Origin of the sequence: Nodosilinea sp. LEGE 07298 (assembly GCF_015207265.1) — a bacterium.
Classification (GTDB): Bacteria; Cyanobacteriota; Cyanobacteriia; order Phormidesmidales; family Phormidesmidaceae; genus Nodosilinea.
The window spans coordinates 1-26,900 of the sequence record NZ_JADEXE010000061.1 but is presented as its reverse complement, the minus strand read 5'-3'; the positions used below and the strand labels follow the sequence as shown (position 1 = coordinate 26,900).

Genomic DNA, 26,900 nt, shown 5'->3' with positions numbered 1-26,900 from the left:
GCTGTAGATTTCGCTGTTGGGGATGAATTCTTCTGATATGGGGGTACAAAGCCAATGTAGTCATAAGTGAGACATTGGCATGGGTGTGATGTATCCACAAGTGTGATATTTACCTTCCGGTGCGGCTCTGCCAGGATTAGGGCATGGGAAGGGCAAGCGACGCACTAAAGCAGGTTTTAGACGCCTACAGCATTAGCCAGAACAAGCTGGCGGTGACGATGGGCATTAGTCGCGCCAATGTGGGGCGCTGGTACCACGGGCTTGACCCCAGCGCTGAGAACATCACCCAGATTACCCAAGCGCTGAAAACGCTGAACCCTTTGGCGGCTAAGGAGTTTGTGCGGCTCTACCTAGGAACTATCGTTGAGGATTAGCTAAACGGTTTGTGGGGATGCCATGGCAGAGGACGCCTATTTTGAGGTCACAACGCCTTTGGGCAGGCATGTTCGCGTTACGGCTGCCTATTGGGATGTGATTGTCACTCTAAAGCATCCAATCATGCGGGGTAATGAGGATCTGGTTCGGCAGGCGTTGCAAACACCTATCGAAATTCGGCAAAGTAGAAGTGACCCATCGGTTTACCTGCACTATGGGGTTGAGCCGCCTTATTTGATCTGCGCGGTGGCTAGATACCTCAACGGCGACGGCTTCATCATCACAACGTACCGCACCAACAAAATTAAGGAAGGAACGGTTGTATGGACACCTTAAAGATTTACTACGACGAGGTCGGTAAAACGCTGACGGTCTGGTTTGGCGACCCCGCTGAGGAATTTATTGCTGAGGAAACGGGTGAAGAGGTGCTGCTGATAAAAAACCAGGCGGGTACGGTGATTGGGTTTGAGCGGTTGAACTATGAGTTAGCGACGGGTAGTAACCCCGTTGTTGAACTTATCAACGCTTAGGTGATTTCTAGAAACCGCTCTTTCCAGTAGTGGGGATTTCGGGGGCAATCAGCCTACTTTTCCCTCTGGGGCAGGTGCGCCGCGCAGGATTCCCTCAGTGCTTAAGTCTTCGTCCAAGGCTTCCCAGTGGATGCCGTAGCCGCCGCAGCAGATCTGCCACTGGGCAAGTTGTTCTGGAAATGCATTCAGCAGTCGCGGATACCAAACCAATGGCACTGTCATCGAACGACCATCCACCAGATCGACGCTGATAGTACCTTCCTCAAAGTAAACATTCTTCACCCGTTCATCGGACGGCAACATAGCAGCTAAGCTTGCAGAAGGTATTTTGTTCTCGATACGGATAATATCCTTCTTTATTGTATTCCCATATCCGTAGAGCACTTTATGCAAGGATCAAGACCTTTTATCTCGAAGAAATTAGGACTCTCACTACTAATAATTCTTTTATCTCCTACCCCTTTGCCGTACAAGTATTGTCCCACCAAGGCCCACCAATCAGGACAGTTGGGACTAAAGTGATATTTAGTTTGAGGGTTGCCAATATTCCCAATAAATTTGCCATTCAAGCTTTGGTTGCTTTTCCCTAATCCTGCCTCAGCAAATCTATCAGTTATCAATTCATTTAACTGTTGCTTCAAATCTTCTTTTTCTTGAAGCAATTTTCGGATTTGCTCTGACATGGCTTGAGCTTGTAGGGTTATTGAATCAAGATCTCCCTGCCTCTGCCTAAATTTGGCTTCAAGCTTTCTGTATTCATTCTCTTTTCTAGAGATAACTTCAGGAAATTCGCTCTCAGGCTGACCCACCTGAGCAGCTCGCTTCCTTAGCTCATCAAGCTCTTTATCCCGAGAAAATATCAAATTTCTTAATTCATTCAACTCCTTATCTCGATTGTTAAAATTCTCTCTTAGCCTTTCATTGTTTTGAGTGAGGCTATCAACCAAGTTTGACAACCTTTCATTCTCTGCAAAAAGATTTCTCAGGTTTCCTCTTGAACTGAATACATCACCAGTAGGTGTTTCAACTTGATTTGAGCCAAAGTTCAGGATATCAAAAATATATTTAAAGTTGTCTACTGCGTTGATGCCAGACGAACTAACGACATCTCTTTTAGCAGAAATCAACTTATTTACTTGCCTTGAGACCTCACTGGATCCAAGAATATCCTTATACTCGACGACCTCAACAACTTCCGAAATCAAAGATTCTAAGGATCGATAATCTGCCGTGAGCCCAAAAGACAAAAAATCTATCGCCTTTTGCTGCATACTCATAAAACGAATATTAGGGATTCGGCCACTTTTCCTAATTCTTTGACCAACTAATCTATTTTTTCTCTTAAAAGTTTCAGCTGTTCTTGAAATCCTCTCACGACTACCCACATCCTCCACTTCCAGTCTTTCTAAAATACCTAAATATAAATTATATTGAGCTCCTAATTTATTCAATTTGTTCAGATCTTTTATATTTTTAGCTTTCCTGGGCATAGGAGAGTCTTGTAGGTTGAATTGCAATTTATTAAAGGTTTTTGGAAAACTTCCCGTAAGGCAGCTTAATACAAGTTGAAGTATTTCCTCGAATGGTAAAGCATACTTTGCCATCCATCCGCAGAAGATCCAAAAAAGCAAAATACCAATTAAAAATAAAATAACCTGAAAGTAACTGAAAAGGCTGGATTTCTTTAGGTCAGCATCAAGTAACCCATAGTTGTAGCTATGGGTGTGAAAGTGATAGTGGTTTTCATCGAAAAAATGATTGGCTGCCCGAGTTATTGTTAATTCCTATTGAAGGACCGGAAGTATTGTTTTGATTGATAGTTGTATTTCCTGAGAAGCTAGAATCGGCAGTTTTTGCTACGGCCTGATACTCTCGTAACAGCGCTTCGAGTTCTGTGCGGAAATGCGAGTCTTGTTTCAATTCAGACGAAATAACTTCCTGAAGAGTTGCCGGTTTAGTTAACGCGTCGTTTGGGTCAAATTTCCTGCCTAATTTTCTTTGAAGGCAACCAACTAATTTAGCACCAACTTCCTCGAAGCCTCCATCTCTAACCTTGCCAAAGAGATTACGAAGAACGTTAATCGTTAACGAAGACAGCTCAAGCTCTATAGGAATCATTTTATATGTTGCGTAAAAATAACTAACTGAATTAGTTGCTTAGACTACTGAATTCTGTGAAACTTGTCTAAGAGATATTGCCGACAGAGATCTGCTTAAGATTACTACACGATATCGGCGCGACGTTTTCACTCATTTTACACTACCAATTCTTGCTCAATAGCTTTTTAACGCTCAAAGGCCCCAGATTTTGAAAGAATCTGGGGCCTTTGAGCAAATTAAGCAATCTAAACTTTCGCTTCTTCCTTAACTAGCTTCTCCCAACCCAGATCCTTCAAGTTGTTGTTGCGGCGCAGGGGTCGCGTCACCAGCTCTAGAATGTCGCGGGTGTTGCCAAAGCCATGAATTTGGGCGAAGGTAAACTCCACCGACCACTTGGTGCTAATGCCGCGCGCCTCCAGCGGGTTAGCGTGGGCCATGCCTGTAATTACCAGATCCGGGTGCAGCTCTTGGATGCGAATGATCTGGTTGTAGTTGTCGGGCTTTTCGGTGATTTTGGGCAGCGGCGTGCCCATTTCGTTGCAGGTTTTCTCTAGCAGAGCCAGCTCCGCCGCCTGGTAGCGCTTATCCATGTAGGGGATGCCGATTTCCTGCACCGTCATACCGCAGCGGGTGAGGAAGCGGGCCAGGGAGATCTCCAGCAGGTTGTCGCCCATAAAATAGACCGACTTGCCGCGAATGATTTCCAAGTAGTCTTCCACCGATTCCCAAATTTTGGCTTCGCGCTCATCCATACCCTGGGGCTCGATATTAAACACCGAGCAGATTTTCTCAATCCAGGCGCGGGTGCCGTCGGGGCCAATGGGGAATGGTGCGCCGATCAGCTTGCACTTGCGGCGGCGCATCAGCGTGGTGGCGGTGCGAGAGAGGAAGGGGTTGATACCGGCGACGTAGTAGCCTTCATCGACGGTGGGCAAGTCGGTGTAGAGCTTGGCGGGTAGCCAACCAGAGACCTTAATGCCCTGCTTCTTCAGCTCCAGGGTCATTTGGGTAACGATGGGGTCGGGCACCGAACCAAACAGCACCAGGGGCGGGTGATCGTGGTAGGGGGTGTCTTCGGCGACGGGTTCAGCGGCCTCTTCTTCTTTTTTACGGCCCAGGCCCAGCAGCTTTTGAATGCCGCCTTTGGCTTCTTCTTTGGGTTCGACCTTAGCGGCAGCGGGCTGCTTGGCGGCGGCTTCTTCCTCGGTGGGGCAGCGCTGGGCCATAGCGGCGAGTACGGTGTCTTCGCCCTGGGTAAAGGCGTAGTCGAGGCCGTTGGCGCGGGCCACCACAATGGGAATGCCGATTTCAGCTTCGAGGCGAGGGGCTAGCCCTTCGAGATCCATTTTGATGATCTCGGTGGTGCAGGTGCCAATCCAGACGATCACCGAGGGGTTGCGATCGCGCTTAATGCCCTCACACAGCCGCTTTAGCTCTTCGTAGTCATTGAGCTGGGCCGAAATATCGCCTTCTTCTAGCTCAGCCATAGCGTAGCGGGGTTCAGCAAAAATCATCACCCCCATAGCGTTCTGCAAAAAGTAGCCGCAGGTCTTAGTACCGATGACTAAGAAAAAGCTGTCTTCGATCTTTTGGTACAGCCATGCCACGCAGCTGATGGGGCAAAAGGTGTGGTAATTGCCGGTATCGCAATCAAACTCTAGAGCGGAAGGTTGGGGTTGGGCTGGGGCCAGGGTCATTGTCGGGGTATCTCCCTAGTGAAGGACTATGGCCTGGGTCTGTCATCCTCCCTGCCGCCTGCGCCAGTGCAGGCGTCTTCATCGTAGGCAGGCGATAGCGGTGGGGGAGCGTCGATGGTTAAAGCCTCTGATGCGGCCAGAGAAACCTCCGCTTGAGCGCTGCTGGGCAACATCTTGTGTGCTTTTTCTAGCGCCTCTAGCTCTTTCACCGGGCTGACATCTAAACCCAGGGCAGAAATAATGCGATCGGGGTTGCTGCTTAAATCCACCACCAGGGGTAGCAGGTTGGTCAAGTCGGGTTCTAGGGTGGCTAAAGCCCCCAAGATAAAGCCCGACGAAGGCCGCCTGTGCCCGTTACTGGTTACCCAAATGCCCAATTTGTCGATCCACTCGCGGTTGTCTCGGTAGTAGGTCAACCACTTAATTTTGAGCGATCGCCGCAGTTGTTTGCTATTCACAGATGCCTCGGGCGGGGTTCGCCAACCTCATGTCCAGAGATTGATTAAACCAGAAAACCGCCCTACATATCGGGCTTACATATCTGGGCTATCGGGCAGCAGCGGGTGGTCGTCGTTGGCGTCGATGGTTTGGGGGTGATCGCTGTTATCGAGCACCATCTCAGGGTCAAAATTGAGCCCCAACACCTCGACCAGCGCATCTTCATCAGAGTTGAGCTGGTAGAAGGGCACCATCAGGTTCGACAGCTTGGGTTCCAGGGCATTCACCACACCCAGCACCAAAAAGGAGGAGGGACGGCGACCGCCATCGGGGGTTCGCACCGAGGTTTGCTGCATCTGCAGCGTCAACCAGGCTCGGTTAGATTGCACGTAGTCTAACCACTTTTGGCGAATGACCTGGGTAAAGTTCTCAAAAAAGGCCATAATCCTGACTCTTTGCTAAATCGCCTATAGGTAGCGGCCGGGTTTGAACGGCTGCGTACCGATGATAATGCAGCGCTTCAGGATTAGAACTCGTTCGAGGGGGATTTTTGCAGCAAGGGATTAAGTAAGGTGGGTAATGCCCACCATTCACTTAAACCATCATCAGATCCATCTCCTCCTTCTCTTGCTTGGGTGCATCCGCAGGCGGGTTGAGGTAGAAGTCAGATAGCAGGCTAAACAATTCGCGATCGGCGGCATCTTCGGGCACGACACCCTCGGGACGGGCGAGAATCTGGTCGGCAATGTTGAGATAGTACTGGCACACCGAATCCAGCGCGGGATCAGTCTCAGCCATTTCAAACACTGTCTTGCCCTTCACCCGCGAAATGCGAATGTCTTCAATCAGGGGCAAAATTTCCAGCACGGGCATGGGTACGTGCTCGATGTACTTGTCAATTAGGTCGCGCTTCGAGGTGCGGTTACCAATCAGCCCCGCCAGACGCAGGGGGTGGGTACGGGCTTTTTCGCGCACAGAGGCAGCAATGCGGTTGGCGGCAAACAGGGCATCAAAGCCGTTGTCGGTGACAATGACGCAGTAGTCAGAGTAGTTCAATGGAGCGGCAAAGCCCCCACAGACTACATCTCCTAGTACGTCAAAGAGAATGACGTCGTACTCGTCAAAGGCGTTGAGTTCCTTCAGAAGCTTGACGGTTTCGCCGACGACATAGCCGCCGCAGCCTGCGCCGGCTGGGGGGCCACCAGCTTCTACACAACTCACCCCGCCGTACCCTTTGTAGATTACGTCATCAGCCCATACGTCTTCGTAATGGAAGTCTTTTTCTTGCAGGGTGTCGATGATGGTGGGAATCAGGAATCCGGTCAAGGTAAAGGTGCTGTCGTGCTTGGGGTCGCAGCCAATTTGCAATACCTTGCGGCCCCGCTTGGCTAGGGCCACCGAGATGTTGCAGCTGGTGGTGGACTTACCAATGCCCCCTTTCCCATACACAGAAAGCTTAAGAGTCTGGTGAACCATAGGGGAGAATACTCATCTAGGGCGGATAAAGTCAAACCCAGTCCAGGGGAGGTCTTTTGGATAGAAACTCTACCCGCTGGACGTGGCTCGACTGTTAAACAAACAGGGTCTACGCAGTTGCCCACGTGCCCAAGGTGTTTCGGCTGTTTGGATTATGGCCCTACCGCTCGGGCATTGTGAAGGGGAGTCGAGAATAGATCCCTCTGCAAGACCGACCCGCGAGGACAAAAGGAGAAGCGATCGCCATGCAAAGCCTGGAAAGAGCTGACAGCTCATCTAAATCAGATATAAACCATTTTAGGTTTTCACTTTCTTTAATTCAGAACAATAGCAAATACTAGAATCTTAAATCTTCTGGGGCAGTGAGCATTCTGAAACACCCGTCTGCAGGCGGCTCCGATCGCCGGAAGGGTGCCAAGAGAGCGCTAAGAAGCGGCTAAATCTAATAAATCGCCCGTTGGAGCGGGCACTGTGGTCTAAGCAAAACGCGCAGGACGGTCAACAGGCTTCAAAAAGCGCCGCTCCCGCAAAGCCGCAGAGGAGTTTCCTATACATTCGTAAACTTTCTCTCGATGCAACGCAATGTAACGAGTTGCTGCATAGAGATTCGGTAGGCGGAGCCTCTCCACAGAGCTTCGCTAGTTATTGACTTAGCGATCTGCGCGTTAATGGTTTAGCAAGGTAGCCAGGTTTCGACTTCGCTCAACCTTCAGTGATCGAGGGCTAAGCGGAGTCGAAGTCCAATCAGCAGGTATCTTCTTTTCTTGCGAGTCCCTTAGCGAGTGATGTGGTCAATAACTTCCTGGACCAAATCCTCAATCCTGGGTGGTTCTGCGGCAACTATCTTTCCATCAGCTTGATGCTTATGATCCTCAAAGCCCCAAGTCAGGCTTATGCCTAGCATTGTCATAACGAAAAATTAGAGTGCTATCAGCTTGCTGATATTGATAGGCGTAGCTGAGCAGTGTGTTGGCTCTGCCGCCTAGATAAAATATCCGAATGTAAAGCTCCGTAGCATCTACAAGTAACACTTTTGCTTTCAGAACTGCCTGCTCACCAGAGCGAAGGTCTGCCGAAACGTCTATGTAGGTCGACAACCCGTAGTCATCAAAGGTTTGCAAGCCTGACGTAAGCTGCGTAACAGCGTAGTCATTCAGCGACATAAGTCAGACTTTTAAGGAGAGTCAAGTCTTGCAGGAGGTGCTGAAACAGCTGGTACTCTCCTATCCACTCGACATACTCCAGATCTCCACCTTGAAGGTCTTCAGCAGTAAAGCGCTCAGCAAACTCTGAAGATGGAGTGTTGTAGAGCACCTCAAAGTGCTCAAGACGTTGCCTTGCATAAACTATGCATTGCTCAATGCGAGTAACTTCTTTCCTCACAGCATCGCTGATAGCAGCTATAGCATGAGGAGCGTTAGCAGACCTGAGGATCACTTCTGTCAACAATCCACTGTTCTCTGTATCATCATCCCAAGCCGTAGCAGTGGCAGTGGTAAAGCTATCTACAGGCTGAGCAGCGTTGACCTGCGGCAAGTTTGTTGAATTGTCTTTGATTGACACAGGTAGCTCACCTCATCACTCTAGGATTATCCCCATTATTACTAAAGGACGGTCGTTTTCTAGAGAGGGCTATTTCTTTGGCCTTAGTTACCCAAGAGAATGGAGGCAAGGTCGCCAATGCGCTCAAAGTCGATCTGAGAGGCGATCGCCATTACCCGCCGCCCATCGACCTGTAGAGTACTCGCTTCGATGGTGCGCAAGACATCTAGCATGGTCAGTTCACCCCTGGCGGCGGTGTCTAAAACGGCGTTGCGCAGCAGTTCCCAAGCAGGGCTATCGTTATCGGAAAAGGTAACAGTGGTAGCCAGCAGCCGCCACAAGAACTGACCCGCGAACGTATTTGAAGCGTCTCGCACATTATCGACATCGACCAGAACATTCTGAGTGAGCGCCTGGCGGGCCTGTTCTTCCTCAATGCGGAGAACGTTGAGCAGCAGTTGCAGATCGCGGCTGGGGATGCCGGTGCGGGCGAAGGATTCTAGATCGCTGACAGAGATGGGGGGCGTTTCTAGCGACCCGTAGGTAATTTGAACATCGTCGACGGCTGCAGCCTGAGGAGCGGCTACGGCCAACCCGGTTAGCGCGGTAGCCACTAGGGCCAGGGTAGTTGTACCGTGGCCTAGACGGTGCCACAGCGCTGACGACAATGGAAATAGCTGACCTACGACCGACAAAGATTGGTGCATAGTGCTTTGCTCACTCCTACTCCAAGATAATTAGGGATGACTATCCCATTCCAAAAGTGTCTACTGTGATGACCACCCTTCCACCCACCATTGGTCTGATTCCTGCCGCCGGGCAGGGTACGCGTATTTCGCCGCTGCCGATGAGCAAAGAATTGTTTCCGGTTGGTTTTCGTATGGTAGCGGGCAAGGTAGGGCCGCGCCCCAAGGTAGTGTGCCACTATTTGCTGGAAAAGATGCAGCGAGCGGGGGCAGCCCAGGCATTTTTTATTCTGCGACCTGGCAAGTGGGACATTCCCAATTTTTTGGGCGATGGGGCCGATCTGGGTATGCACCTGAGCTATTTGACTGTGCATGTGCCCTTTGGGGTGCCCTTTAGCCTCAACCAGGCATACCCGTTTTTGCGGGGGGCAACGGTGGTGCTAGGGTTCCCAGATATTTTGTTTGAACCAGGGCATGCCTATCAGGTGCTGCTTGAGCGGCTGCACGGGGGCAAGGCCGATGTTGTGCTGGGGCTATTTCCGACCCAGCAGCCCGAGAAGGTGGGGGTAGTCGATTTTGATGAATCTGGGGTAGTGCGGGGCATTTACGAAAAGTCGAGCTTTACTCACCTACCTTATATGTGGGCGATCGCCGCCTGGCGGCCCACCTTTTCAGACTTTTTGCATGGGTTTGTTCGCGATCGCACCCAAGCTCTAATCGGTCGCCAAATTCCTCAGCACCTTACGACTCTGCCGCCCTATGTCGAAACGCCCATTGGCGATGTCATTCAGGCAGCGCTGAAGGCGGGACTGAGGGTCGAGGCCGAGCCCTTTGCCCAGGGCAGCTATCTCGATATCGGCACACCAGAAAATTTGGCTAATGCTATTCAGCAGTATCCATTCTTAGGGGGTTGAACACGGCGATGTTACACCTGCTCAGTAGCCCAAACGTTTGGCAGGGCTAATCGTCGAAATTGATATCGTCAGCGCCAAAATCGCTGCCAAAAACAGAGCCAGACATCGTGTGTTCTAGCTCCATGCGCTGCTCCATTTGGCGCAAAAAGTAGCCGGTCATCATAGCGGAGGCGAGCAGCCCAGCCAGATTTTCGCGATCGGTAGTGACCTGGACGTTAAAGCCTTCGCTGGGCAGAACGCCCACTAGACCTTGCACGTTGTGGGCAATAATTTGTTTAATTTCGCCGCTCACGGATTGAGCCACCCGAGTCAACACCTCCGGCGATTGGTGCTGGAGATATTTGAGTAACTCATTGACTTGGTCACTATTGGGTGACATGCCAATGAACTCAGCGTCTTCAGGGTTAAATACCATGGAATCTCAGAGACCTCTGGTCACAACGTAGGCGACGGCGGGTACCGATGTTGGGGGATTGGATTGCATGAATCCAATGTAATCAAGGCAACCCCAGGCCTGCCTATACCTACTTACTCTTTCCGATAATAGCGTAACGAATCGTGAAATATTACGTCGATCCCATGGTTTAAGCCAGCTATTCTGGGCCAAAACCCAGGCTTAGAGGCGATCAGAGGCGCGCCTCCTACCAATTATTCTCTTTACAATATCTTGACGGAATGAACCGTTGCTCTAGGCTATGAGGCTGATTCTACCTCGGGTACCTCGGGCTCACGTTCATCTTCATTCTCAAGGACTGTGTCGTCGACTTGGGCAGGGGTTGCACCCTTGACCCGCAGCTGGGGCAGTTGATCGATCTCAAAATGCTGGTAAAACTTGTCGGTGACTTGCACCAGTGACGATCGCCCCTCGGCCTGACGACGCTTGCGCACAAAGCCCTGAGCGACTAGCTCTGGTACGTGCTGATAGACGCCAGAACCGCGCAGTTCAACGAGATCGGTCTGGCTAATGGGGCCTTTGAGGGCGATCGCCGCCAGGGTACGCAGTGCGCCTACGCCCAGGTCGATGGGAATTAGTAAATCGACCAAAAACCGGTAGCGCTCTTTGAGCTGAAGGCAGTAGCCATCTAGGGTTTCGACAATTTCGAGGGCACCGTCGCGGTGGGCGTACTCGTTCATGAGTTCGATCAGCCCTTCTTCTATGTCTTCGCGATCGCAGCGGGCCAGCTCTGCTAGTTTGCCAATATCTAAGGGCTGCCCCTTGAGGTACAGGATGGCTTCGATGGTGGTGGCGAGACCAGGCATAGATATCAGTACCGGAAGACCATTTTTAAGCCTAACGCTGATTGATAGAAACGGTTAATCAGGGGCGGTGGGTAATTCCTGTAGTCAATGGTTTTAGCCTAAACCCCGGTTCCAATTCAGAACCCGCCGCACCTGTCTCCCCGCCTCAACGTCCTCATTCCCTCACCTATTCCGCCGCCGTCTGTTGCACCCATAGCTCCACCCCCTCTGCCAGAGCTTCTGCTAGCCGCACCTGCTCCTGGGGATCGGTTATCCACTCGAACTCGGTGGGGTTGATCATGAAGCCTAGCTCTAGCAATACAGACGGGGCGACGTGGGGGCGGGTAAGGGCGAGGTTGTTCCAAAAAACGCCGTAGGAGGGGCGATCGAGTTCGGCCACTAAGTGGTCATGGAGAAACTGGGCCAGGCTGTGGGCCTGGGTATGGAACCAGAAGGCACCGATGCCAGCGGTGTTGAGGGCATCGCCACTGTCGGGTAAGGCGTTGTAGTGAATGCTGAGGGCCAGAGTGGGTTCGATTTGGTTGATTTGGGCGGGGCGATCGTTGACGCCGACGGTGCTGTCGTCAGTGCGCGTCATGATCACGGTTGCCCCCCGCGCTTCCAGGGCGGCTTGCAGCAGTAGAGAAACATCCAGGTTGGGGGTTTTCTCAGGGGTGCCGTTGGGGCCGAGGGCACCCAGTTCGTCGCCGCCGTGGCCGGGGTCTACCAGAATAGTCGTCCCTACCAGGGGTTGAGCCGTTTGAACGGTGGGAGGCTGTCGGAGAGAGAGCACCAGGGTGGTGCCCTCGTAACGCAGCTTGTAGCCCCACTGCTGGTCGGGTTTAAGGTTGACGCGGTACTGCACCTGGTCGGGCAGCACGGGGTTCCAATCTAAGCGCTCGATCAGCCCATCTTCGGTGACGTAGATGGTGTCGGTTTGGGGCACGGTGTTGTGCAGGGTGAGGGTGAAGGTGTCGGTGTCCTGCTGCAGGCTAACCGGGACAGGAACCTGTAGGGGGAAATATAGCTCTGTCCAACCGGGAACCTGGCGGGAGGTAACGCCGCGAATCAGCGATCGCGGTAGTCCAGCCCCAGCCACTGTCTGCGTCTCGCTCGCCCGAATCCAGCCACCGTAGTCGAGGCGCAGCCAGTCGCCTTCGCGACCTGTTACCCTGGCGCGGGTGCCCTGGGGCAAAGGCGTCAGGCGCGAGTAGTCGGTGCTGGGGCCGGTACGGGCGACGCCAGCGGCAGCGGTAACTTCGACGACCACGATCGCGCTGGCATCCAAAATACTTACAGAACCAGGGGCGGTAGCTGTCACCGTGGCTCCGTTCTGAGTGAGGCGATAGACGGGCTGTCCCAGATCGCCCGGCGTCTCAGCCATGAAGCAGCTTTCGTAGCGGCTAGGACCAGCGGTGGCGATGGGGCTGGCCTGGTCGGTAAGCACGGCCGAGTTGGGGGGCAAATCGGCGCGATCGCCCTGGGGCATCAGGCTATAGGTCTGCCCGGCCAGCGCTGCCGTCACGGTAGCATTCGCCGGAGCCACGGCTCCCAGGCACACCCAGTCGCCCGGCTGGCGAGCTATATCTGCCCCCGGCAGCAGCGAGCCCTCGGCAAAGCCCAGGGTTTCTGGCAGCACTGGTCCGCTGGCGACTCGCGTCACCGTAATCGATACGGTTTGGTCGCCCTGGGTGAGGGTAAAAGTGTTGGGGCCAGGGGCGAGGGGCCGCGAGGGTGCAAAGTGACCCAACTCGCTGCGATCGCCAATCGGTTCACCGTTCAGCAACACCGGCTGATCGGGTGCGCCTGTGCCAATCAAAAAAATTTGTGCCGCCGTAGTTTGATGATCGTTGGGTGGGTACACCACCTGAAGGGATGGCTGAGCACTAGCCAGCGTGGTGATGCTGATTATGCTGAGTCCGGCAAGGGCGGCTGTGCCCCAAACCCACTGCGCCATAGAGGTTAGTCCAATGCGATCGCTACCCAGCCAGTCTACGCCCTTGGGTAGCGTTCTCAAATCCGTAGCGTTCTCAAAACCCAGAATGCCCTACAGCGACTCGCCCAGGCCCTGGTTCCAGTCTTGCCCCAGCTGAATGGTGATATCAGAATTGAGGGCACCCGTGCTTTCGACTCGCACTTCGCCAATGCCCAAAAATCGATGCACCATTTCGGCTGTGGCTCCGTCGCCTCGCTGGGCGACAATGCGGCTAATGGGCAGCGGCTCGTTTAAGGTTTTATCGACAAACAGATTGGAGTAGCCGCTGTCGCGTAGGGCATTGGTGAGGGCCTGCACCGCTACCGGGTTATTGGTACTGTCTTGAATGGCCACCCGCACTCGGCTGGGGTCACTGGTCGTGGTCACGGTTTGAGTACCAAAACCAAAGTATTGATCAACCATGCCGTCAATATCGTTGTAGCTGGGCAGCCAGTAGCTTGCTTTGTAGTCTTGAGGACGGCTAAAGGTGCCGGGCAGCATCAGCATTTGCACATTGGATCGGTTGATTTGCGCGCCATAACCTACCAGGGCCAGCAGCTCTTCGACGGTGAGATTGGTATCGACGTTAGACTGCACCACCGAGAGAATCTTGGGCAGGCGGGTAATGGTGGCTGGGTTAAGGGCCTGCTCGGCCAGCGCGCGCATGAACATTTGCTGGCGCTGAACGCGGCCAATATCGCCCTGGGAGTCGTAGCGGAAGCGCAAAAACTGGAGCGCTTTGTTGCCGTCCAGAGTTTGCTCGCCAGCCTTGAGGTTGATGTAGAGGTGCTGGCTGTCGTCCTGATATTTCATGTCTTGGGGCACGTTGACCGTGACCCCGCCCAGAGCGTCAATCAGCTTTTCAACCCCCTGTACGTTGATGCGCACGTAGCGATCGATCGCTACCCCGCCCAGGAGATCGCTCACCGATTCTGCCGCCAGGGCAGGGCCACCGTCACGGTTTGCCTCGTTGAGCTTAGTCAACCGACCGCGCACGTAGGTACGAGTATCCCTGGGGAGCGACAGCACCACCATCTGCTCAGTTTGCGGGTTAAATCGCAGCAGCAGCATCGAATCTGACAGGCCCTCGAAGGAATTCACCAGAGCGTGGTAGCCCACATCCTGCAGCTCGGGCGGCACCTCGTTGACATCGGTCGTCAGCACCTTAACGCCCAGCACGAGAATGTTGACTGGCCGCGTCAGACGCGGCAGCCGCAGGTTGCCGCTCGATGAAATGGGCGTCTCTGGGCTAAACGCTCCAGCTTCGTCAGCACTAAGCTGCTGCTGCATCAGTGGGGCTGCCGACAAGGAAACCGCCAGAAATGCTCCTGCTACGCCAGACACCGCAGCGACTCCGGCTAGGGCAATGCCCACACCCAACATGCGAGGAATGCGCCGTCGCTTTTGGGTTAGCGCTTTTTGAGGGTGCCCCTGAGGTGAATGAGCTTTGAGATGTTGAGGGTTACGTTGAGACACCAGAGACCTCGGGGGCAATATGAAGAAGTTAACGCTGTGGAGATTGCAGGCCCACTCAGCTATGAATCTGCAAAATTTTTAGCTGCATGGTAGCAGCAATTTAGACAACCGACCCACGTAATATAAATCAGTAGGCAAAAAAATAAAAAAATACGTCAGGCATGGCATGAGTACGCGATCGCCCTAGAGCCAGCCGAAGTATGTTCCAGACCAGACCCTAAGCCAAGATTTCGCCGCGAACCGCCTAACCCGCTAAGTTCGCATGCTGAACCAGGAGGTTGTTTTAGATGAACACCCTCATAAAGGTAAGCAAAGCTACACCTCCGGCATAGACCTGGGGTCATGCTCTAGGGTAACCGCTTGCTTAACTGACTAAATCCAGGCAAGTTAACCGATTTACCCTGAAGCAGACGCACCATGAGCACCAGGTTAGTGAGGGTATAGCCCGTAGTCACCAGAGTATTGGTAATTAGCAGCCGCAGCGACAGCCCTGGGGCAAGGTGACTACCCGCGCTCAGCAAACCGTAGGTGATTACCCAACTCAAGGCCAGGGTCACCACCAGCCGACTAACGGCCAGTTCCTGGCGACTACCCTGTTTTTGCCACAGGCTATAGGCTGCTGGCAACACTCCAAAGACAGGTACCAGGTAAATCATTAGCTTGAGACGTTCTAGGGTTTCCCCCGAGGCGGGACTGGCTTTTTTCATAGACCTTAGCTCTGGGCAGAAGAATGGGAGAATTCGCGGCAGGATATGCCCAGATTATGCCCCACACCATCCGCTCAAGTGTACTTATCCTGTGCAGAATGCCAAGTTGACCACTGGTGCTCTGCGGCGCAAGTTTAGATACTATTCTCCGGGGGCTAGGGAGCAGGGAGGCTAGGGAGCCAAGCCTTCCTCTCGGTGCATTGCTGCGCGAATGCACCCTACGGCACCCTAATTCTTAGCGCTGACGCTGCACTAGCCACGTCTGTAGCTCAAGGTGAGATTAAATCGCCCTGGCGACAAAGGTGCGATGGCGGGGGCTGTTGAAGGTCATCGTCGGTCGCTCAAACCCGGCGGCGGCAAAGGCGGCTTCAATATCTAAAGTGAAGTAGTCGTCTAGGTAGGGTTCGGTGCTCTTCAACAGGGTGAAGACAAAGGGCGGCAGGTTTTGAATCGCCTCCGATCGCGGGTTCATATCCATAATGGCCAGGTGCCCACCGGGGCGCAGCAGCAGACGCGCCTCCTGAATAATGGCTATGGCCGCCGACTGGGGCAATTCGTGGAAGACCAAGCAGGCCGAAACCAGGTCGTAAGAAGCAGCCGGAAGCCCGGTGGCTTCGCCAGCGGCGTGGTGCCAGGTGATGGGGAGCGGCGAGGTATCCTCGCCGCTCCCACGCCGCTCGTGCTGTCGATACTGGGCGACGGCGAGAAAGTAGGGCGACAGATCTACCCCCGTCAGGCGGGCCTGGGGAAACGTTGCTTGAAACGCCTCGGTGCTCATGCCAATTCCACAGCCAATATCGACAATGGCGTCTGGAGCCTGGGGCAGGTGAGCGATCAGCACGTCGTGGTAGCTCTGGCGCAGGCGAGCGTCGCCAGCCGCGCCAGCCTCTGGCCAAATTTTGGCATGTACAGCCTGGGCCGCTACCTCTACCTCCATCGCCGGTTGCCAACCCAAGTTGCCTTCGTCGTAGGCGTGAAAGCTGGTGGTGTAGTAATTGGGGTAGACAAGGCGAGGGTTTTGCACAGACTCCAAGTCAGCCTGCCAAAGGGGAGATAGCTGTCCAGCCTCAACCGCAGATGGCGCAGCATCGAGATTAGACGCGGTATGGCGACTCTGCAACGCCTGAACTCGCTCCCGCCAGGGCACGCCAATGGTTTCGGCCCGCGTGACCATCATGTGGCGGGCGCGTCCCTTGGCAAAGTTCCACAGGGGCTTAATCGCTAGCACCTGGTTAACCACACTGGAGAGTAAATTAGGCGCGGAGGTAGCAGTCATAGCAACCCGGACAGAGTTAGAACAGCCCCTATTGTAGAGGTTCATGGATGGCTGCATGAACAGGGGTAGCCGTCCTAAAATTTGGCCTTCAGCAGGGCATTCCAGAGCTGGTGAGCCAGGGAAAGCTTGGTGCAGGGGGGAATGGCGAGTTTGTCACCCAACCGGGTGAGCAAGACAGCCTGGTTGCGATCGCCCCCGAACCCGCTCCCGGCCACATCGATCGGGTTGGCTACGATCGCATCTAGCCCCTTGCGCTGGAGCTTGTCGAGCGCGGGCGCAATAATATCGCCAGTTTGGGCGGCAAAGCCAATCAGCCGCTGGTGGGGCGATCGCTTTTGGGCCAGGTCGGCCACAATGTCGGGCACCTGGGCCAGGGGCAGCGCCTCCGGCAGGTCGGCCTTAGCGAGTTTGGTGACGACCTGGGTTGCAGGTTTCACATCCGCCACCGCCGCTGCCATCACGACCCAATCGGCCTGGGGCAGGTGGGTGAGCATGGCCCGGTGCATCTCCTCAGCCGTGGTGACACCCACGGCTTGGATTCCCCCCAGGCGAGCTTTGAGGGAGTCGTCTAGAGGGCCGTGAACGAGCGTGACGGTAGCCCCTCGGTGGATCGCCGCCTGGGCCAGGGCGATCCCCATTTTGCCGCTGGCGGGGTTGCCAATAAAACGAACAGGATCCAGATATTCCCGCGTGCTGCCGGTGCTGATTAATAAGTGCTTGCCCACCAGATCGCGTTTACCCCCGGTGTGCAGCAACGAGTGAACGTGGGTGAGAATATCGTCAGGTTCGGCCATGCGCCCGGTACCAACGCGATCGCAGGCCAGCACCCCACTTCCTGGCTCAAGGCTGTGGTAGCGAGCATCCTGCAAAAGCTGGTGCCAGTTGCGCTGTACTGCCTGCTGCTGCCACATGTCGGTATTCATAGCCGGAGCCAGCAGCACCGGGCAGGTCGAGGCTAGGACCGTATTGGTGAGCAAATTATCCGCCAGGCCGTGGGTCAGCTTGCCGAGGGTGTTAGCGCTCAGGGGCGCAATCACCAGCAGTTCGGCCCATTCGCCGAGATCAATATGCAGAGGGCGACCCTGAGTCGCCTGCCAAAACGTTTCGTCGGTGTAGGCGGGGTGGCGCGATAGAGTAGCCACCGCCAACGGCGGTATAAAGGCCTGCCCCTGCTGAGTCAGCGCTACTCGCACCGCTACGCCTTCTTTCGCTAGCGATGAGATTACAGAGCACACTTTGTAGGCCGCAATGCCGCCGCTAATGCCCAGCAGCACCCGACGCGGAGCCGCCACGGATAGAGTGTCAGTCATGCCAAATCTGAATGCAGAAACCTTGATTCAAACATAACCGACCGAGGGCGAACACCGTTCGCCCCTACCAAGCGGGGGTATGCCGTCAGGATTTGGGGCTGGGCGAGCTACGACTCATCGTAGGGTTCGAGGTCGAGCAGGTAGACGTAGGACTCCACCAGCTCGGGCCGCTGAAACGCGATCGCTCGCAGCAAGTGCCAGTCTTGCAGCCCCTCAAAAGCGTTCTCGTAGGCGTCGGTCTCGAGACGAGTAGCCAGCTCAGCCACCGTATCCGGTGTCATGTCTGAAACGGCCTGCTGCGAAACATGTAGGCTTTGCATAGTCTTTTCCCCCTTAGCGACATCTGCCCTGCTGCTGCGCGATTGCCCCTGGGGGCCGGTCCTTGACCGTCGCAGTCTGGGGCCAGTTCACCTTCCTTTATCCTAAAGGGTTAGTCGGGGTATTCCCTCGGCCCTGCCTCAAATCTTCGCAAAACCCGGCAATTAAACCCATTACCTGGGGCGGAATTTCATGCCCCATCGCCACTTCGTGCCAGGTGACAGGTTGCCCTTGGGCGGCCAAAGCATCTTTAGCCTGGTGAGCCAGCCCGATCGGCACGACGGGGTCAACCGTGCCGTGCACCACCATTACCGGGCGGGGGCTAATCGGGGCCTGGACTTCGCTGTGCAGATAGCCGCTGAGAATAATCTGCCCTGCTAGCGGCAGCTGCGGTCCCACATCTAGCGTCATCGCACCCCCTTGGGAAAATCCGGCCAAGATAGTTCGTTCTAGGGGAATATGGGTTGTTTTCGTCACACCCATCAGCCAGCTTTTCAGCTGCCCTTGGCTCGCTTGCAGATCGGCCTGGACCGTAAAATCGTGGGGGCGGCGAAAGTCGTACCCGGCCGGAAAGCTATACCACATCCGGCCTCCCGGCACCTGGGGATGGGGCCAAGGGGCATCGGGAAAAATCATCGAAAAATTTTTTAGATTCAGATAGGGCGCTAGGCCCACCAAATCGGCGGCATTAGCGCCCCAGCCGTGCAGTGCCACCAGACACCAGTCGGCGCTGCCGTCGGTAGGACCGTAGTTAAGCGATTGCAGGCATGGATCGGTGGGTGACATGAATTTTGAATTGGCGATTTTAGTTTGGGAAGGCTTTGAAAAGCTTGGAAGGGATAAGCGGTAGTAGGTCAACGCTGGCGTTGACGGGCTTCTAGCCGCGATCGCTTCTCTGGAGTCAGCTCAGCATAGCAATGGGGGCAAGAAATGCCCGCTTCGTACTCGGGAGATGCCTGTTCAGCAGGACTGACGGGGTGGCCGCAGCCCAGGCAGAGAGCGTGGTCAGTGGGGTTGAGATGGTGATCAACGGCAACGCGATCGTCGAATACAAAGCAGTCGCCGTGCCACAGGCTGGCATCCTCCGGCACCGTCTTCAGATAGTTGAGAATGCCGCCCTTGAGGTGGTAAACCTGCTCAAAGCCCTGCTCAAGCATATAGGCAGTGGCCTTCTCGCAGCGAATGCCGCCGGTACAAAACATCGCTACTTTTTTGTGCCGGGTGGGGTCGAGATGGGTCGCCACGTAGTCGGGCAATTCTCGAAAAGCTTGTGTCTGGGGATTTTCTGCGCCCTTAAAGGTGCCCAGCTCTACCTCAAAGTCGTTACGGGCGTCAATCAGCACAACGTCAGGATCAGTGATCAACCGGTTCCAGTCTTGGGGAGTGATGTAAGTGCCTACCTCCTGCTGGGCAGGGTTTACCTCGGGCCGCCCTAGGGTGACAATTTCCTGTTTGAGCTTCACCTTCATACGCTCAAAGGGAGCCTCGTCAGTGGTGGATTCTTGATAGCTAAAATTCCCAATCTCGGGATGCTGGTGGAGCCGTTTTAAAAGTAGGTCAAGGCCCTGGCGGGACCCAGCCACCGTAGCATTTAGCCCTTCGCTAGCTACCAGAATGGTGCCCCGCAGCCCCCAGACTAGACATTTTTCGAGCAGATCGATCCGCAGCGCCTCTGGCTCGCTTAGAGGCACAAATTTATAGAAAGTGGCGATGATCCAATCCATTGTTGGTCAGTTGATTTCCAAAGGACAGCTTAACCTGTGCCGCCTGCGCCAGGGTTGAACCGTCTGTGCTGCTTCAAAAAATCGATCCAGGCGTTTACCTTTAAGGGCAGGTAGCGGCGGGATGGATAGACGATCCAGGCCCCAGTGCGAAAGTCGGTTCCGGTAATATCGTAGTCGGGCAAGACATTGACCAGGGTGCCGGTTTTCAGCGCTGTGTCAGTTAGCCAATGGGGCAGCAGCGCTAGGCCCATACCCGCGATCGCGCAATCCTGTAGAGCCAGCCCGCTGGAGATCAGCGTACGTCCCTGCACTGGGACCACCGTTTCTTGACCATCCCTAGCCCTAAATCGCCAGCTTGAGCGAAACCCCGTCAGCGGGAACAGCAGGCAGTTGTGTTGCGATACCTCATGAGGATCATTAGGGTGCCCCCAGTGTTTCAGGTACTGGGGACTGGCGCAAACCGAATAGCGGGTTTCCATTAGCTTTTGAGCCATCAGCGTGGAGTCGGCTAATCGTCCCAGTCGCAGAGCTACATCAATGCCTTCGGCCAGTAGATTGACCACAGTATCGGTCAACAGCAGGTTTACAGTGAGGTCGGGGTACAAGGCCTGAAACTCAGGCAGCAACGGCACAATGCACTGATGCCCAAAGGCCACAGACGTTGTAACGCGGAGCTGGCCTCGGGGCTGGCCAGAGGTATCGGCGGCGATCGCAATCGCCTGCTGCATCTCTTCAATGAGGGGCTCAATGCGCTCAAAGTAAGCAAGGCCTGCCTCGGTGGGCGCTAGACGACGGGTTGTGCGCTGCAACAGCCTTACCCCCAACTCTTGCTCTAAGCTAGCGATCGCGCGGGAAACCGAAGATGGATCGACATTGCGATCGCGGGCTACAGCAGCAAAACTGCCCTGGCGCATTACCTCCACAAAGACTTGCAGCACCGATAAATCCATTCCTGCATTGTAAGCATCAATTTTTCTGAAAGTCAGCATTTCATCGGTGTTTCCGCAGCAAAAAATGCAGATTCATGCAGCTTTTGCATGACAGATAGTCACAAAAGGGGCTTTATTGCTGATTGGTCAAGGATTAAGGTGCTAACAGACCGCTCTAATTGAGGAATTTAACGATGCTGACAACAGACCTCAAAACCATGACCGAGGGCGTGCGACAGCAGGTGCCAGCAGAGACCTTTGCCACGATGGAAGCCGCCACGGCCAAGCTGGCTGCCACGAATTTGGAGGCCCAGACCCTTCAGGTGGGGCAAATCATGCCCGATTTTGAGCTGCCCGATGCCACGGGCACCCTGGTATACAGTGCCGAGTTACGCGCCCAGGGGCCGCTGCTGATCTCGTTTTATCGCGGCCACTGGTGCCCGTACTGCAATCTAGAGTTGCAGGCTCTCCAGGCTCATTTAGCTGACATCACTGACCTGGGGGCGACCCTGGTGGCTATTTCGCCCCAAACCCCCGATCAGTCGCTTACGACTCAGGAAAAGCACGAGCTAAAGTTTCCGGTGCTGTCTGACCGGGGTAATGGCGTAGCCCAGCAGTTTGGGCTGGTGTTTACTCTAGACGCCAGCCTGCTCCCTATTTACGAAGCCTTTGGGGTCGATTTGGAGACGCACAACGGCGATCGCAGCTTTGAGCTTCCGGTGCCTGCCACCTATCTTGTGGCTCAAGATGGCACTGTGCTAAACGCCTTTGTCACCGTCGATTATCGCGATCGCCTGGCCCCAGAAACCGCCCTGGCCTGGCTTCAGCAGGCCCAAAGCTAATGCAAAACATTACTGTTTTGGGCCTAGGCGCAATGGGCACACGCCTGGCCATCAACCTAATCAAGGCCGGCTATACCGTTACCGTCTGGAACCGCTCTCCGGCCCCAGCTAAGACGCTGGTTGCCCAGGGAGCCAGCGTCGCCCCATCACCCCGAGCCGCCGCCCAGGATGCTGACGTTGTCCTAGCTATGGTGACCGACAACGACGCCTCCCGAGCGATTTGGCTAGATCCTGAGACCGGGGCTTTGGGGGGCATGGGTTCTGGGGCGATCGCTGTCGAATTGAGCACCCTCACTGTTGCCTGGATTCAAGCACTGGCCACTGCCATGGAGAACAGCGGCATCGCCTTTTTAGAGGCCCCAGCCGTTGGCTCCCGGCCCCAGGCCGAAGCAAGCAAACTGACCTATCTGGTTGGCGGCAGAGCCGAAACCCTAGCCCAAGTTCAGCACATTCTGCTGGGAGCGGGTGGTTCTACAGTCCACCATGTTGGGCCGGTAGGGCAGGGGATGGCCCTGAAACTGGCTGTCAACGCCCTGTTTGGCATCCAGGTCGCAGCTCTGGCCGAACTTTTGGGGCTGCTAGACAACCTGGGTTTACCTCCAGCCCAGGCTCTGGACTTGCTGGGCGAGCTGCCCATAATCAGCCCGGCGGCCCGCTTGGCAGGAAATTTGATGGTTGCCAACAACCATGCTCCCCTGTTTCCGATTGACCTAGTGGAAAAAGATTTTCGCTACGTGCTGGAAACGGCTCAGGCTGTGGGAGCAGCGGCTCCAGCAGCTACGGCGATACATGCCCTGTACCAGAAGGCAGTTGCTCAGGGCTTAGGCGGCCACAACATTACCGGCATTGCTCAGCACCGAGGTTGACAATGCCGCATTACAACCCCCGCTGCCGGAAGACCTCAGCGGCGGCCCGGTGCAGCAGCGAGTGGCGAAAAATCAGGTCATCCATCGATTTACCGTAGCCTCCGCCGATGACACAGGCGACGGGATAGCCTGCTTTGACGCAGATGTCTAGTACGTAGCGATCGCGCTCATAGATCCCCGTATTCGTCAGCGCCAGCTTGCCTAGCACGTCATCCCGGTGGGGGTCGGCCCCGGCATCGTAGAGCACCAGGTCAGGCCGCACCTGGGCCAGCAAATCGGGGACGTACTGGGCCAAATAGTCCAAGTACGCCTGATCTTCCATACCCAACGCCAAAGGCACATCAAGATCGCTGACCTGCTTACGAGCGGGAAAGTTCTCCTGGCAGTGCATCGAGAAGGTAAACACATTAGGATCATTGCGGAAGATCCAGGCGGTGCCATCCCCTTGATGAACATCCAGATCGAGGATTAGCACCCGCTGCACACGGCCCTGTTTTTGCAGCACACGGGTAGCGATCGCCAAATCGTTGAAAATGCAAAAGCCAGAACCATAGTCAGGAAAGGCGTGGTGAGTGCCCCCAGCCGTATTACAGGCCAGCCCTCGCTCTAAGGCCAGCTTGGCGGTGAGAATCGTGCCCCCTACCGCCGTGCAGGTGCGCTTGACCAGAGCAGTGCTCCAGGGTAGGCCAATGCGGCGCTGGGCCTTGGCGTCTAACGTGCCCTGGCGATAGTCGTTGACGTAGGCAGGGTAATGAACTAGCTCAAGCCAGCCCTGGAGTGGTTCGCCGGGCTGATAGATCTGGTCTAGGGTAATAACGCCGTCGTGCAGCAGGCGATCGCGCAGCAGCCGAAACTTAGGCATCGGAAAACGATGCCCGTCGGGCAAAGGGGCCACATAGTCGGGGTGATAAATAACGGGAAGCTGACTCAAAACCCCTACAGGAAAGCGGCCTACATAAAGGATGACAGCGATCGCCGCTGACGCATATCCAGGGCGTGGGCCACACTACCCTCCGGCCAGTCTAGAGAGAGGTCGGCCTCATCGGGCACCACCGCTGGGTGATGGGAAGGCACCAGAGCCGCCGCTACAACCTGAGGTTGGGAAGGACGATCTGGCCGTGGCATCGCCCTAGCAACCACCTGCGGTTCGTTCGCTGAGAGGGGACGAACCGGCGAGTTTTTGAGTGATAGCCTAGGCGCTGGAGCCTCAATAATTCTAACTCCTGGCACAACAAACCCATCTCGCTGGGGGGAATAGGGAGCAAGGCGTTTAGGCTGAGGTGGTAGTACAGGCGCAGCAGACTTAACCACCGGGCGGGGGCGAGGCTTTTTGCGCTTAGTCGGACGAGCCGACGCCCTAATCTGCTGGGCCAGCACAAAACAGCCAAAGCCGCATAGGCCTACCAGACTGAACAGAACCCACAGTGTAACTGGGCCAGACCGGGAGGAGGCATTGCTAACGGGTGCAGCGGCATTGGCAGGTGCAGTATTGCCGGTTGGTAGACGGCTACTGGCAGACGGTAGAGCTTGCGGTAGCGCGTCGACCACAGTCAGGGGTGCTTCAGAGTAGGCTGCGTCTTCAATCGGCTCGTTAAACATCAGCCAGTGGTAAGCGATCGCAGACACACACACTAGAGCCAGCCACAGCCCTCCCAGCAAAAACAGAGGACGATAGGTGAGCAGCCGTGCCCAAAACAAACCCGAAGTTAAGGCCGGGTCTTTCACCTCAGAAAATGGCTCTGGGTTAGTACGCAAAGGCTGCTTTGAAAAATACTGTGCCATAAAATTACTTGGGACCACTGGTTCACACCTGACCGCTGCCCATGCCCTGTTAGGGCCAATTGTAAGCGGTCTTGCTCGCTTGCGCCAGCCGTGACCAGCCAAGCAGTGGCTATCATACTGCCCAGACCGGCACCCCCCTTAACGCAGCACCATAGCGGGCACAAAATCTTGAGGATCTTGGGCTACCCAGCCCATAGCGGAGTTGAGCCGCACCTCAAAAAATACAAACGATTCGTCATCACCACCCTGGGGCGCAATTGGACCGAGGCGATCGCCCTGACGCACCGTCTGCCCAGCCCGTACAGCCAGGGTATCCAGGTTGGCATAGCGGGTTTGCAGGCCCTGGGAATGGTTGATGACGACCAAGTTACCGTAGATCGAGTCGCTGCCAGCAAAGGCCACGGTGCCAGGCCCCACCGCCAATACCGGCGTGCTGGCGGGGCTAGCCAGCGCCACCCCAGTGTTAAACACCAGCTTGCCCTGGGCTGGGTCGGGCTGCCAGCCGTAGTTGACAATTACCTGCGATCGCCTGGGCAGCGGATAACCCTGGAGCGGGCTCTGGCGATCGGCTGGAGTCGCCGTAGCCGTAGTCCGCACCCCTGGGAACCAGTTCACCCCCGGCACAAAAATTGCTGAGGGCACCGAGCCCACGCAGCCGTTGACCTCAAACAGCACATCGGCCCGGCTGTTGTAGGCCTGGGCTACCTGCTCCCAGGTTTGCCCTGGGGTTACAGCCACTCTAATGCCGTTGAAAGGCGGAATTAGCAGCTCTTGACCAGGGCTAACGGTGCCCCCCTGGGTAGAGGTGTTGAGCCCCATGATGGTTGCAGGTAAAAGGCTGTAGCGCTGGGCAATGGTCGCCAGGGTTTCGCCAGAAGCGACCCGATGGCGAGTGAGCCGCGATAGTACCGGCTGAGGACAAGCGGCTGGGCTAGTTTGGGCGATCGCCCGAGGCGACATTCCTACCGACGCTACGCCAGCTATAGCCAGCCCGACCATTAGGCTAGGTAGCAAGGGTCTATACCTTGGACTAAAAGCTAGACCCGAGACCCACTGGCGCAGTCTCCAACTCGTACGTAAAACGTGCAACACCATACAATTTCTGCGTTTTAGCCCACTCTAATGCTGGCCCCACAGGCGATCCAAAAGATCCCCCAGAGGGTACAGCCTCTATAATAGGCAAGACAGGCTAAATTGCTCAGAGGTAGGGTCCAGAGGTATTGCTGACCAGTAATACCCAGAGCTAGCGCTAAAATTTTCTGATTCCTGGCATCAGCTTTGCCAGTTATTTTTCAACAGAGAATATTGTTAGAGTACGATCATGCCCAAAAGTAGGCAATCTTGGCCATCTGTGGCCGGGCTAGGTTAGCACAGGCATAGTAGCAGAGGTCATCGGAATGGATTCGTTGCCAAAGCAGTTTTCTCCGCCAGTTGCGTGGGTAGCCGCAGCTTTGTTCGTTGGCGGTGGCATAGGCTGGGCGGGCCACTACTACGTCTCTCAGGCCGGTTCAGAAGACGCTGCTGAGGCTGAAATCACAGCAGAAACGCCTTCAGCCCTCACAACCTCACTGACTCAGGTCGCTGAACCGCCTCAAGACTCGTCAGCCATCGGTCAATTAGGGGGTGACGATCAAAATTTCATTGCCCTGGCGGTCGAGCAGGTGGGGCCAGCGGTAGTGCGTATTGACGCCGAGCGCACCGTGCCCAGCCTTGGCCCCGACGCCTTCAACAATCCTTTCTTTCGCCGTTTCTTTGAGGAAGAAGGAGAAATGCCCCCCTCTAACCTGCCCGATCGCCTGGAGCAGGGCACTGGGTCAGGTTTTATTCTCTCCGACGATGGCCAGATTCTCACCAATGCCCACGTTGTTGAGGGCGCTAGAACCGTACAGGTTACCCTGCGTGACGGACGTGACTTTGAAGGCCGGGTAGTGGGGGTCGACCCGGTTACCGATGTAGCCGCGATCAAAATTGAAGCAGCCGACCTGCCATCGGTGCGGTTGGGCAGCACCCAAGAGCTGGCTCCCGGTCAGTGGGCGATCGCCATTGGCAACCCCCTCGGCCTCGACAACACCGTCACCGCAGGCATCATCAGCGCCCTAGGGCGCAGCAGTAATCAGGTGGGCATTCCCGACAAGCGGGTGCAGTTCATTCAAACCGATGCCGCGATTAACCCTGGCAACTCAGGCGGCCCCCTACTCAACGACCGGGGCGAAGTGATTGGCATGAACACGGCCATTCGCGCCAATGCCCAGGGTCTAGGGTTTGCCATTCCCATCGAGACCGCCAAGCGCATTGCCGATCAGCTATTTGCCACTGGCGAAGTGCAGCATCCCTTCCTGGGCATTCAAATGGTAGAGCTGTCGGCGGAGATGGTGGAACGTATTAACGAAGAACAGCAGCTCAACCTCAAGCTCGAAAACGACGATGAGCCCGGTGTGCTAATCGTCGGCATACTGCCCGACAGCCCGGCTCGGGCCGCTGGCCTAGAAATTGGCGATGTCATTCGCTCCATCGAAGGCATCCCCGTCGATAGTCCCCCCGACGTGCAGGCCAGGGTAGAAGCCAGCGCCATTGGCGACACTCTCAACCTTGACATTCATCGCGACGGCCGTGACCAAACCATTGCTGTTAAGCCAGCCGCCCTCCCCACCGACTTACAGCAATAGAGTCGCGAGAAAACCCATTCATTCTCCCGCAC

The 26,900-nt window shown here is 55.3% G+C and carries 31 protein-coding genes; 7 read left to right on the top strand and 24 right to left on the bottom strand.

Going from position 1 to position 26,900, the window contains the following annotated elements; translation table 11 throughout:
* The first annotated feature begins 143 nt into the window (after positions 1-143).
* Genes IQ273_RS10950 through IQ273_RS10940 form a run of 3 tightly spaced genes read left to right on the top strand, consistent with a single transcriptional unit; the run spans position 144 to position 905 of the window.
* On the top strand, positions 144-374 hold the full coding sequence (locus tag IQ273_RS10950) for a helix-turn-helix transcriptional regulator (protein WP_194023198.1): 231 nt from the start codon (positions 144-146) through the stop codon (positions 372-374).
* Between the two features lie 22 nt (positions 375-396).
* The gene (locus tag IQ273_RS10945; protein WP_194023197.1) at positions 397-711 is read left to right on the top strand and encodes a DUF4258 domain-containing protein; all 315 of its coding nucleotides are present in this window, start codon (positions 397-399) and stop codon (positions 709-711) included.
* Positions 699-905, top strand: a complete 207-nt coding sequence (locus tag IQ273_RS10940; RefSeq protein WP_194023196.1) for a DUF2283 domain-containing protein — start codon at positions 699-701, stop codon at positions 903-905. The genes IQ273_RS10945 and IQ273_RS10940 overlap by 13 nt, the downstream gene beginning before the upstream one ends.
* 48 nt (positions 906-953) lie before the next feature.
* Here the strand turns inward: IQ273_RS10940 and IQ273_RS10935 are convergent, their stop codons facing one another.
* The 10 genes from IQ273_RS10935 to IQ273_RS10890 form a co-directional block, all read right to left on the bottom strand.
* Complete coding sequence (locus IQ273_RS10935; RefSeq protein ID WP_194023203.1) at positions 954-1,208, bottom strand: DUF2442 domain-containing protein; 255 nt, start codon at positions 1,206-1,208, stop codon at positions 954-956.
* Positions 1,209-1,261: 53 nt separating this feature from the next.
* On the bottom strand, positions 1,262-2,509 hold the full coding sequence (locus IQ273_RS10930; RefSeq protein WP_194023195.1) for a hypothetical protein: 1,248 nt from the start codon (positions 2,507-2,509) through the stop codon (positions 1,262-1,264).
* A 139-nt stretch (positions 2,510-2,648) separates the two neighbouring features.
* Positions 2,649-3,023, bottom strand: a complete 375-nt coding sequence (locus tag IQ273_RS10925; RefSeq protein WP_194023194.1) for a hypothetical protein — start codon at positions 3,021-3,023, stop codon at positions 2,649-2,651.
* A 227-nt stretch (positions 3,024-3,250) separates the two neighbouring features.
* The gene (locus IQ273_RS10920; RefSeq protein ID WP_194023193.1) at positions 3,251-4,702 is read right to left on the bottom strand and encodes a ferredoxin:protochlorophyllide reductase (ATP-dependent) subunit N; all 1,452 of its coding nucleotides are present in this window, start codon (positions 4,700-4,702) and stop codon (positions 3,251-3,253) included.
* A gap of 26 nt (positions 4,703-4,728) precedes the next feature.
* Positions 4,729-5,160, bottom strand: coding sequence for a DUF5331 domain-containing protein (locus IQ273_RS10915; RefSeq protein WP_194023192.1), 432 nt, complete (start codon positions 5,158-5,160; stop codon positions 4,729-4,731).
* A 75-nt stretch (positions 5,161-5,235) separates the two neighbouring features.
* Entirely contained in the window at positions 5,236-5,583 is a 348-nt protein-coding gene (locus tag IQ273_RS10910; RefSeq protein ID WP_194023191.1) for a DUF5331 domain-containing protein, read from the bottom strand.
* A 151-nt stretch (positions 5,584-5,734) separates the two neighbouring features.
* Positions 5,735-6,616 carry a ferredoxin:protochlorophyllide reductase (ATP-dependent) iron-sulfur ATP-binding protein gene (bchL, locus tag IQ273_RS10905; RefSeq protein WP_194023190.1) on the bottom strand — a complete coding sequence of 294 codons (882 nt, stop codon included), beginning with the start codon at positions 6,614-6,616 and terminating at the stop codon, positions 5,735-5,737.
* A gap of 872 nt (positions 6,617-7,488) precedes the next feature.
* Complete coding sequence (locus IQ273_RS10900; RefSeq protein WP_194023189.1) at positions 7,489-7,779, bottom strand: DUF6516 family protein; 291 nt, start codon at positions 7,777-7,779, stop codon at positions 7,489-7,491.
* Positions 7,766-8,179 (bottom strand): hypothetical protein, encoded by a 414-nt coding sequence (locus IQ273_RS10895; protein ID WP_194023188.1) that lies wholly within the window; start codon positions 8,177-8,179, stop codon positions 7,766-7,768. The genes IQ273_RS10900 and IQ273_RS10895 overlap by 14 nt, the downstream gene beginning before the upstream one ends.
* An 83-nt stretch (positions 8,180-8,262) precedes the next feature.
* On the bottom strand, positions 8,263-8,865 hold the full coding sequence (locus IQ273_RS10890) for an alpha/beta hydrolase (RefSeq protein ID WP_194023187.1): 603 nt from the start codon (positions 8,863-8,865) through the stop codon (positions 8,263-8,265).
* Between the two features lie 68 nt (positions 8,866-8,933).
* Here IQ273_RS10890 and IQ273_RS10885 point away from each other — a divergent pair, with 68 nt between their 5' ends.
* On the top strand, positions 8,934-9,758 hold the full coding sequence (locus tag IQ273_RS10885) for a sugar phosphate nucleotidyltransferase (protein ID WP_194023186.1): 825 nt from the start codon (positions 8,934-8,936) through the stop codon (positions 9,756-9,758).
* Positions 9,759-9,804: 46 nt separating this feature from the next.
* Here the strand turns inward: IQ273_RS10885 and IQ273_RS10880 are convergent, their stop codons facing one another.
* The 11 genes from IQ273_RS10880 to IQ273_RS10830 form a co-directional block, all read right to left on the bottom strand.
* Positions 9,805-10,173, bottom strand: coding sequence for a DUF760 domain-containing protein (locus IQ273_RS10880; RefSeq protein WP_194023185.1), 369 nt, complete (start codon positions 10,171-10,173; stop codon positions 9,805-9,807).
* 278 nt (positions 10,174-10,451) lie between these two features.
* Complete coding sequence (gene scpB / locus IQ273_RS10875) at positions 10,452-11,018, bottom strand: SMC-Scp complex subunit ScpB (protein ID WP_194023184.1); 567 nt, start codon at positions 11,016-11,018, stop codon at positions 10,452-10,454.
* Between the two features lie 166 nt (positions 11,019-11,184).
* Entirely contained in the window at positions 11,185-12,954 is a 1,770-nt protein-coding gene (locus tag IQ273_RS10870; RefSeq protein ID WP_194023183.1) for an N-acetylmuramoyl-L-alanine amidase, read from the bottom strand.
* Between the two features lie 90 nt (positions 12,955-13,044).
* Positions 13,045-14,451 carry an LCP family protein gene (locus IQ273_RS10865; RefSeq protein ID WP_397197558.1) on the bottom strand — a complete coding sequence of 469 codons (1,407 nt, stop codon included), beginning with the start codon at positions 14,449-14,451 and terminating at the stop codon, positions 13,045-13,047.
* 344 nt (positions 14,452-14,795) lie between these two features.
* Positions 14,796-15,155, bottom strand: a complete 360-nt coding sequence (locus IQ273_RS10860) for a hypothetical protein (protein WP_194023182.1) — start codon at positions 15,153-15,155, stop codon at positions 14,796-14,798.
* Positions 15,156-15,435: 280 nt separating this feature from the next.
* Entirely contained in the window at positions 15,436-16,431 is a 996-nt protein-coding gene (locus tag IQ273_RS10855; RefSeq protein ID WP_194023181.1) for a class I SAM-dependent methyltransferase, read from the bottom strand.
* Between the two features lie 74 nt (positions 16,432-16,505).
* Entirely contained in the window at positions 16,506-17,741 is a 1,236-nt protein-coding gene (gene coaBC / locus IQ273_RS10850; RefSeq protein ID WP_194023180.1) for a bifunctional phosphopantothenoylcysteine decarboxylase/phosphopantothenate--cysteine ligase CoaBC, read from the bottom strand.
* A 107-nt stretch (positions 17,742-17,848) separates the two neighbouring features.
* A complete protein-coding gene (locus IQ273_RS10845) occupies positions 17,849-18,061 on the bottom strand; it encodes a DUF2555 domain-containing protein (RefSeq protein WP_194023179.1) in 213 nt (70 codons plus the stop codon).
* A 97-nt stretch (positions 18,062-18,158) separates the two neighbouring features.
* Positions 18,159-18,845, bottom strand: coding sequence for an alpha/beta hydrolase (locus IQ273_RS10840; RefSeq protein ID WP_194023178.1), 687 nt, complete (start codon positions 18,843-18,845; stop codon positions 18,159-18,161).
* 68 nt (positions 18,846-18,913) lie between these two features.
* Positions 18,914-19,783 (bottom strand): rhodanese-related sulfurtransferase, encoded by an 870-nt coding sequence (locus tag IQ273_RS10835; RefSeq protein WP_194023177.1) that lies wholly within the window; start codon positions 19,781-19,783, stop codon positions 18,914-18,916.
* A gap of 29 nt (positions 19,784-19,812) precedes the next feature.
* Positions 19,813-20,733, bottom strand: coding sequence for a LysR family transcriptional regulator (locus IQ273_RS10830; protein WP_194023201.1), 921 nt, complete (start codon positions 20,731-20,733; stop codon positions 19,813-19,815).
* A 173-nt stretch (positions 20,734-20,906) separates the two neighbouring features.
* Between IQ273_RS10830 and IQ273_RS10825 the strand changes: the two genes are divergently transcribed.
* Together IQ273_RS10825 and IQ273_RS10820 are read left to right on the top strand one after the other, a co-directional pair.
* Positions 20,907-21,554, top strand: coding sequence for a peroxiredoxin-like family protein (locus IQ273_RS10825; RefSeq protein WP_194023176.1), 648 nt, complete (start codon positions 20,907-20,909; stop codon positions 21,552-21,554).
* Complete coding sequence (locus IQ273_RS10820; protein ID WP_194023175.1) at positions 21,554-22,420, top strand: NAD(P)-dependent oxidoreductase; 867 nt, start codon at positions 21,554-21,556, stop codon at positions 22,418-22,420. The genes IQ273_RS10825 and IQ273_RS10820 overlap by 1 nt, the downstream gene beginning before the upstream one ends.
* A 10-nt stretch (positions 22,421-22,430) precedes the next feature.
* Here IQ273_RS10820 and IQ273_RS10815 read toward each other — a convergent pair whose 3' ends face one another.
* From IQ273_RS10815 to IQ273_RS10805, 3 genes are all read right to left on the bottom strand, one after another.
* On the bottom strand, positions 22,431-23,282 hold the full coding sequence (locus IQ273_RS10815) for a histone deacetylase (RefSeq protein WP_194023200.1): 852 nt from the start codon (positions 23,280-23,282) through the stop codon (positions 22,431-22,433).
* Positions 23,283-23,371: 89 nt separating this feature from the next.
* Positions 23,372-24,202 carry a hypothetical protein gene (locus IQ273_RS10810; protein ID WP_194023174.1) on the bottom strand — a complete coding sequence of 277 codons (831 nt, stop codon included), beginning with the start codon at positions 24,200-24,202 and terminating at the stop codon, positions 23,372-23,374.
* Between the two features lie 138 nt (positions 24,203-24,340).
* A complete protein-coding gene (locus tag IQ273_RS10805) occupies positions 24,341-25,216 on the bottom strand; it encodes a M23 family metallopeptidase (RefSeq protein ID WP_228052788.1) in 876 nt (291 codons plus the stop codon).
* A gap of 383 nt (positions 25,217-25,599) precedes the next feature.
* On the opposite strand from IQ273_RS10805, the gene IQ273_RS10800 reads away from it, so the two are divergent.
* Complete coding sequence (locus tag IQ273_RS10800; RefSeq protein WP_194023173.1) at positions 25,600-26,868, top strand: HhoA/HhoB/HtrA family serine endopeptidase; 1,269 nt, start codon at positions 25,600-25,602, stop codon at positions 26,866-26,868.
* Positions 26,869-26,900 lie beyond the last annotated feature (32 nt).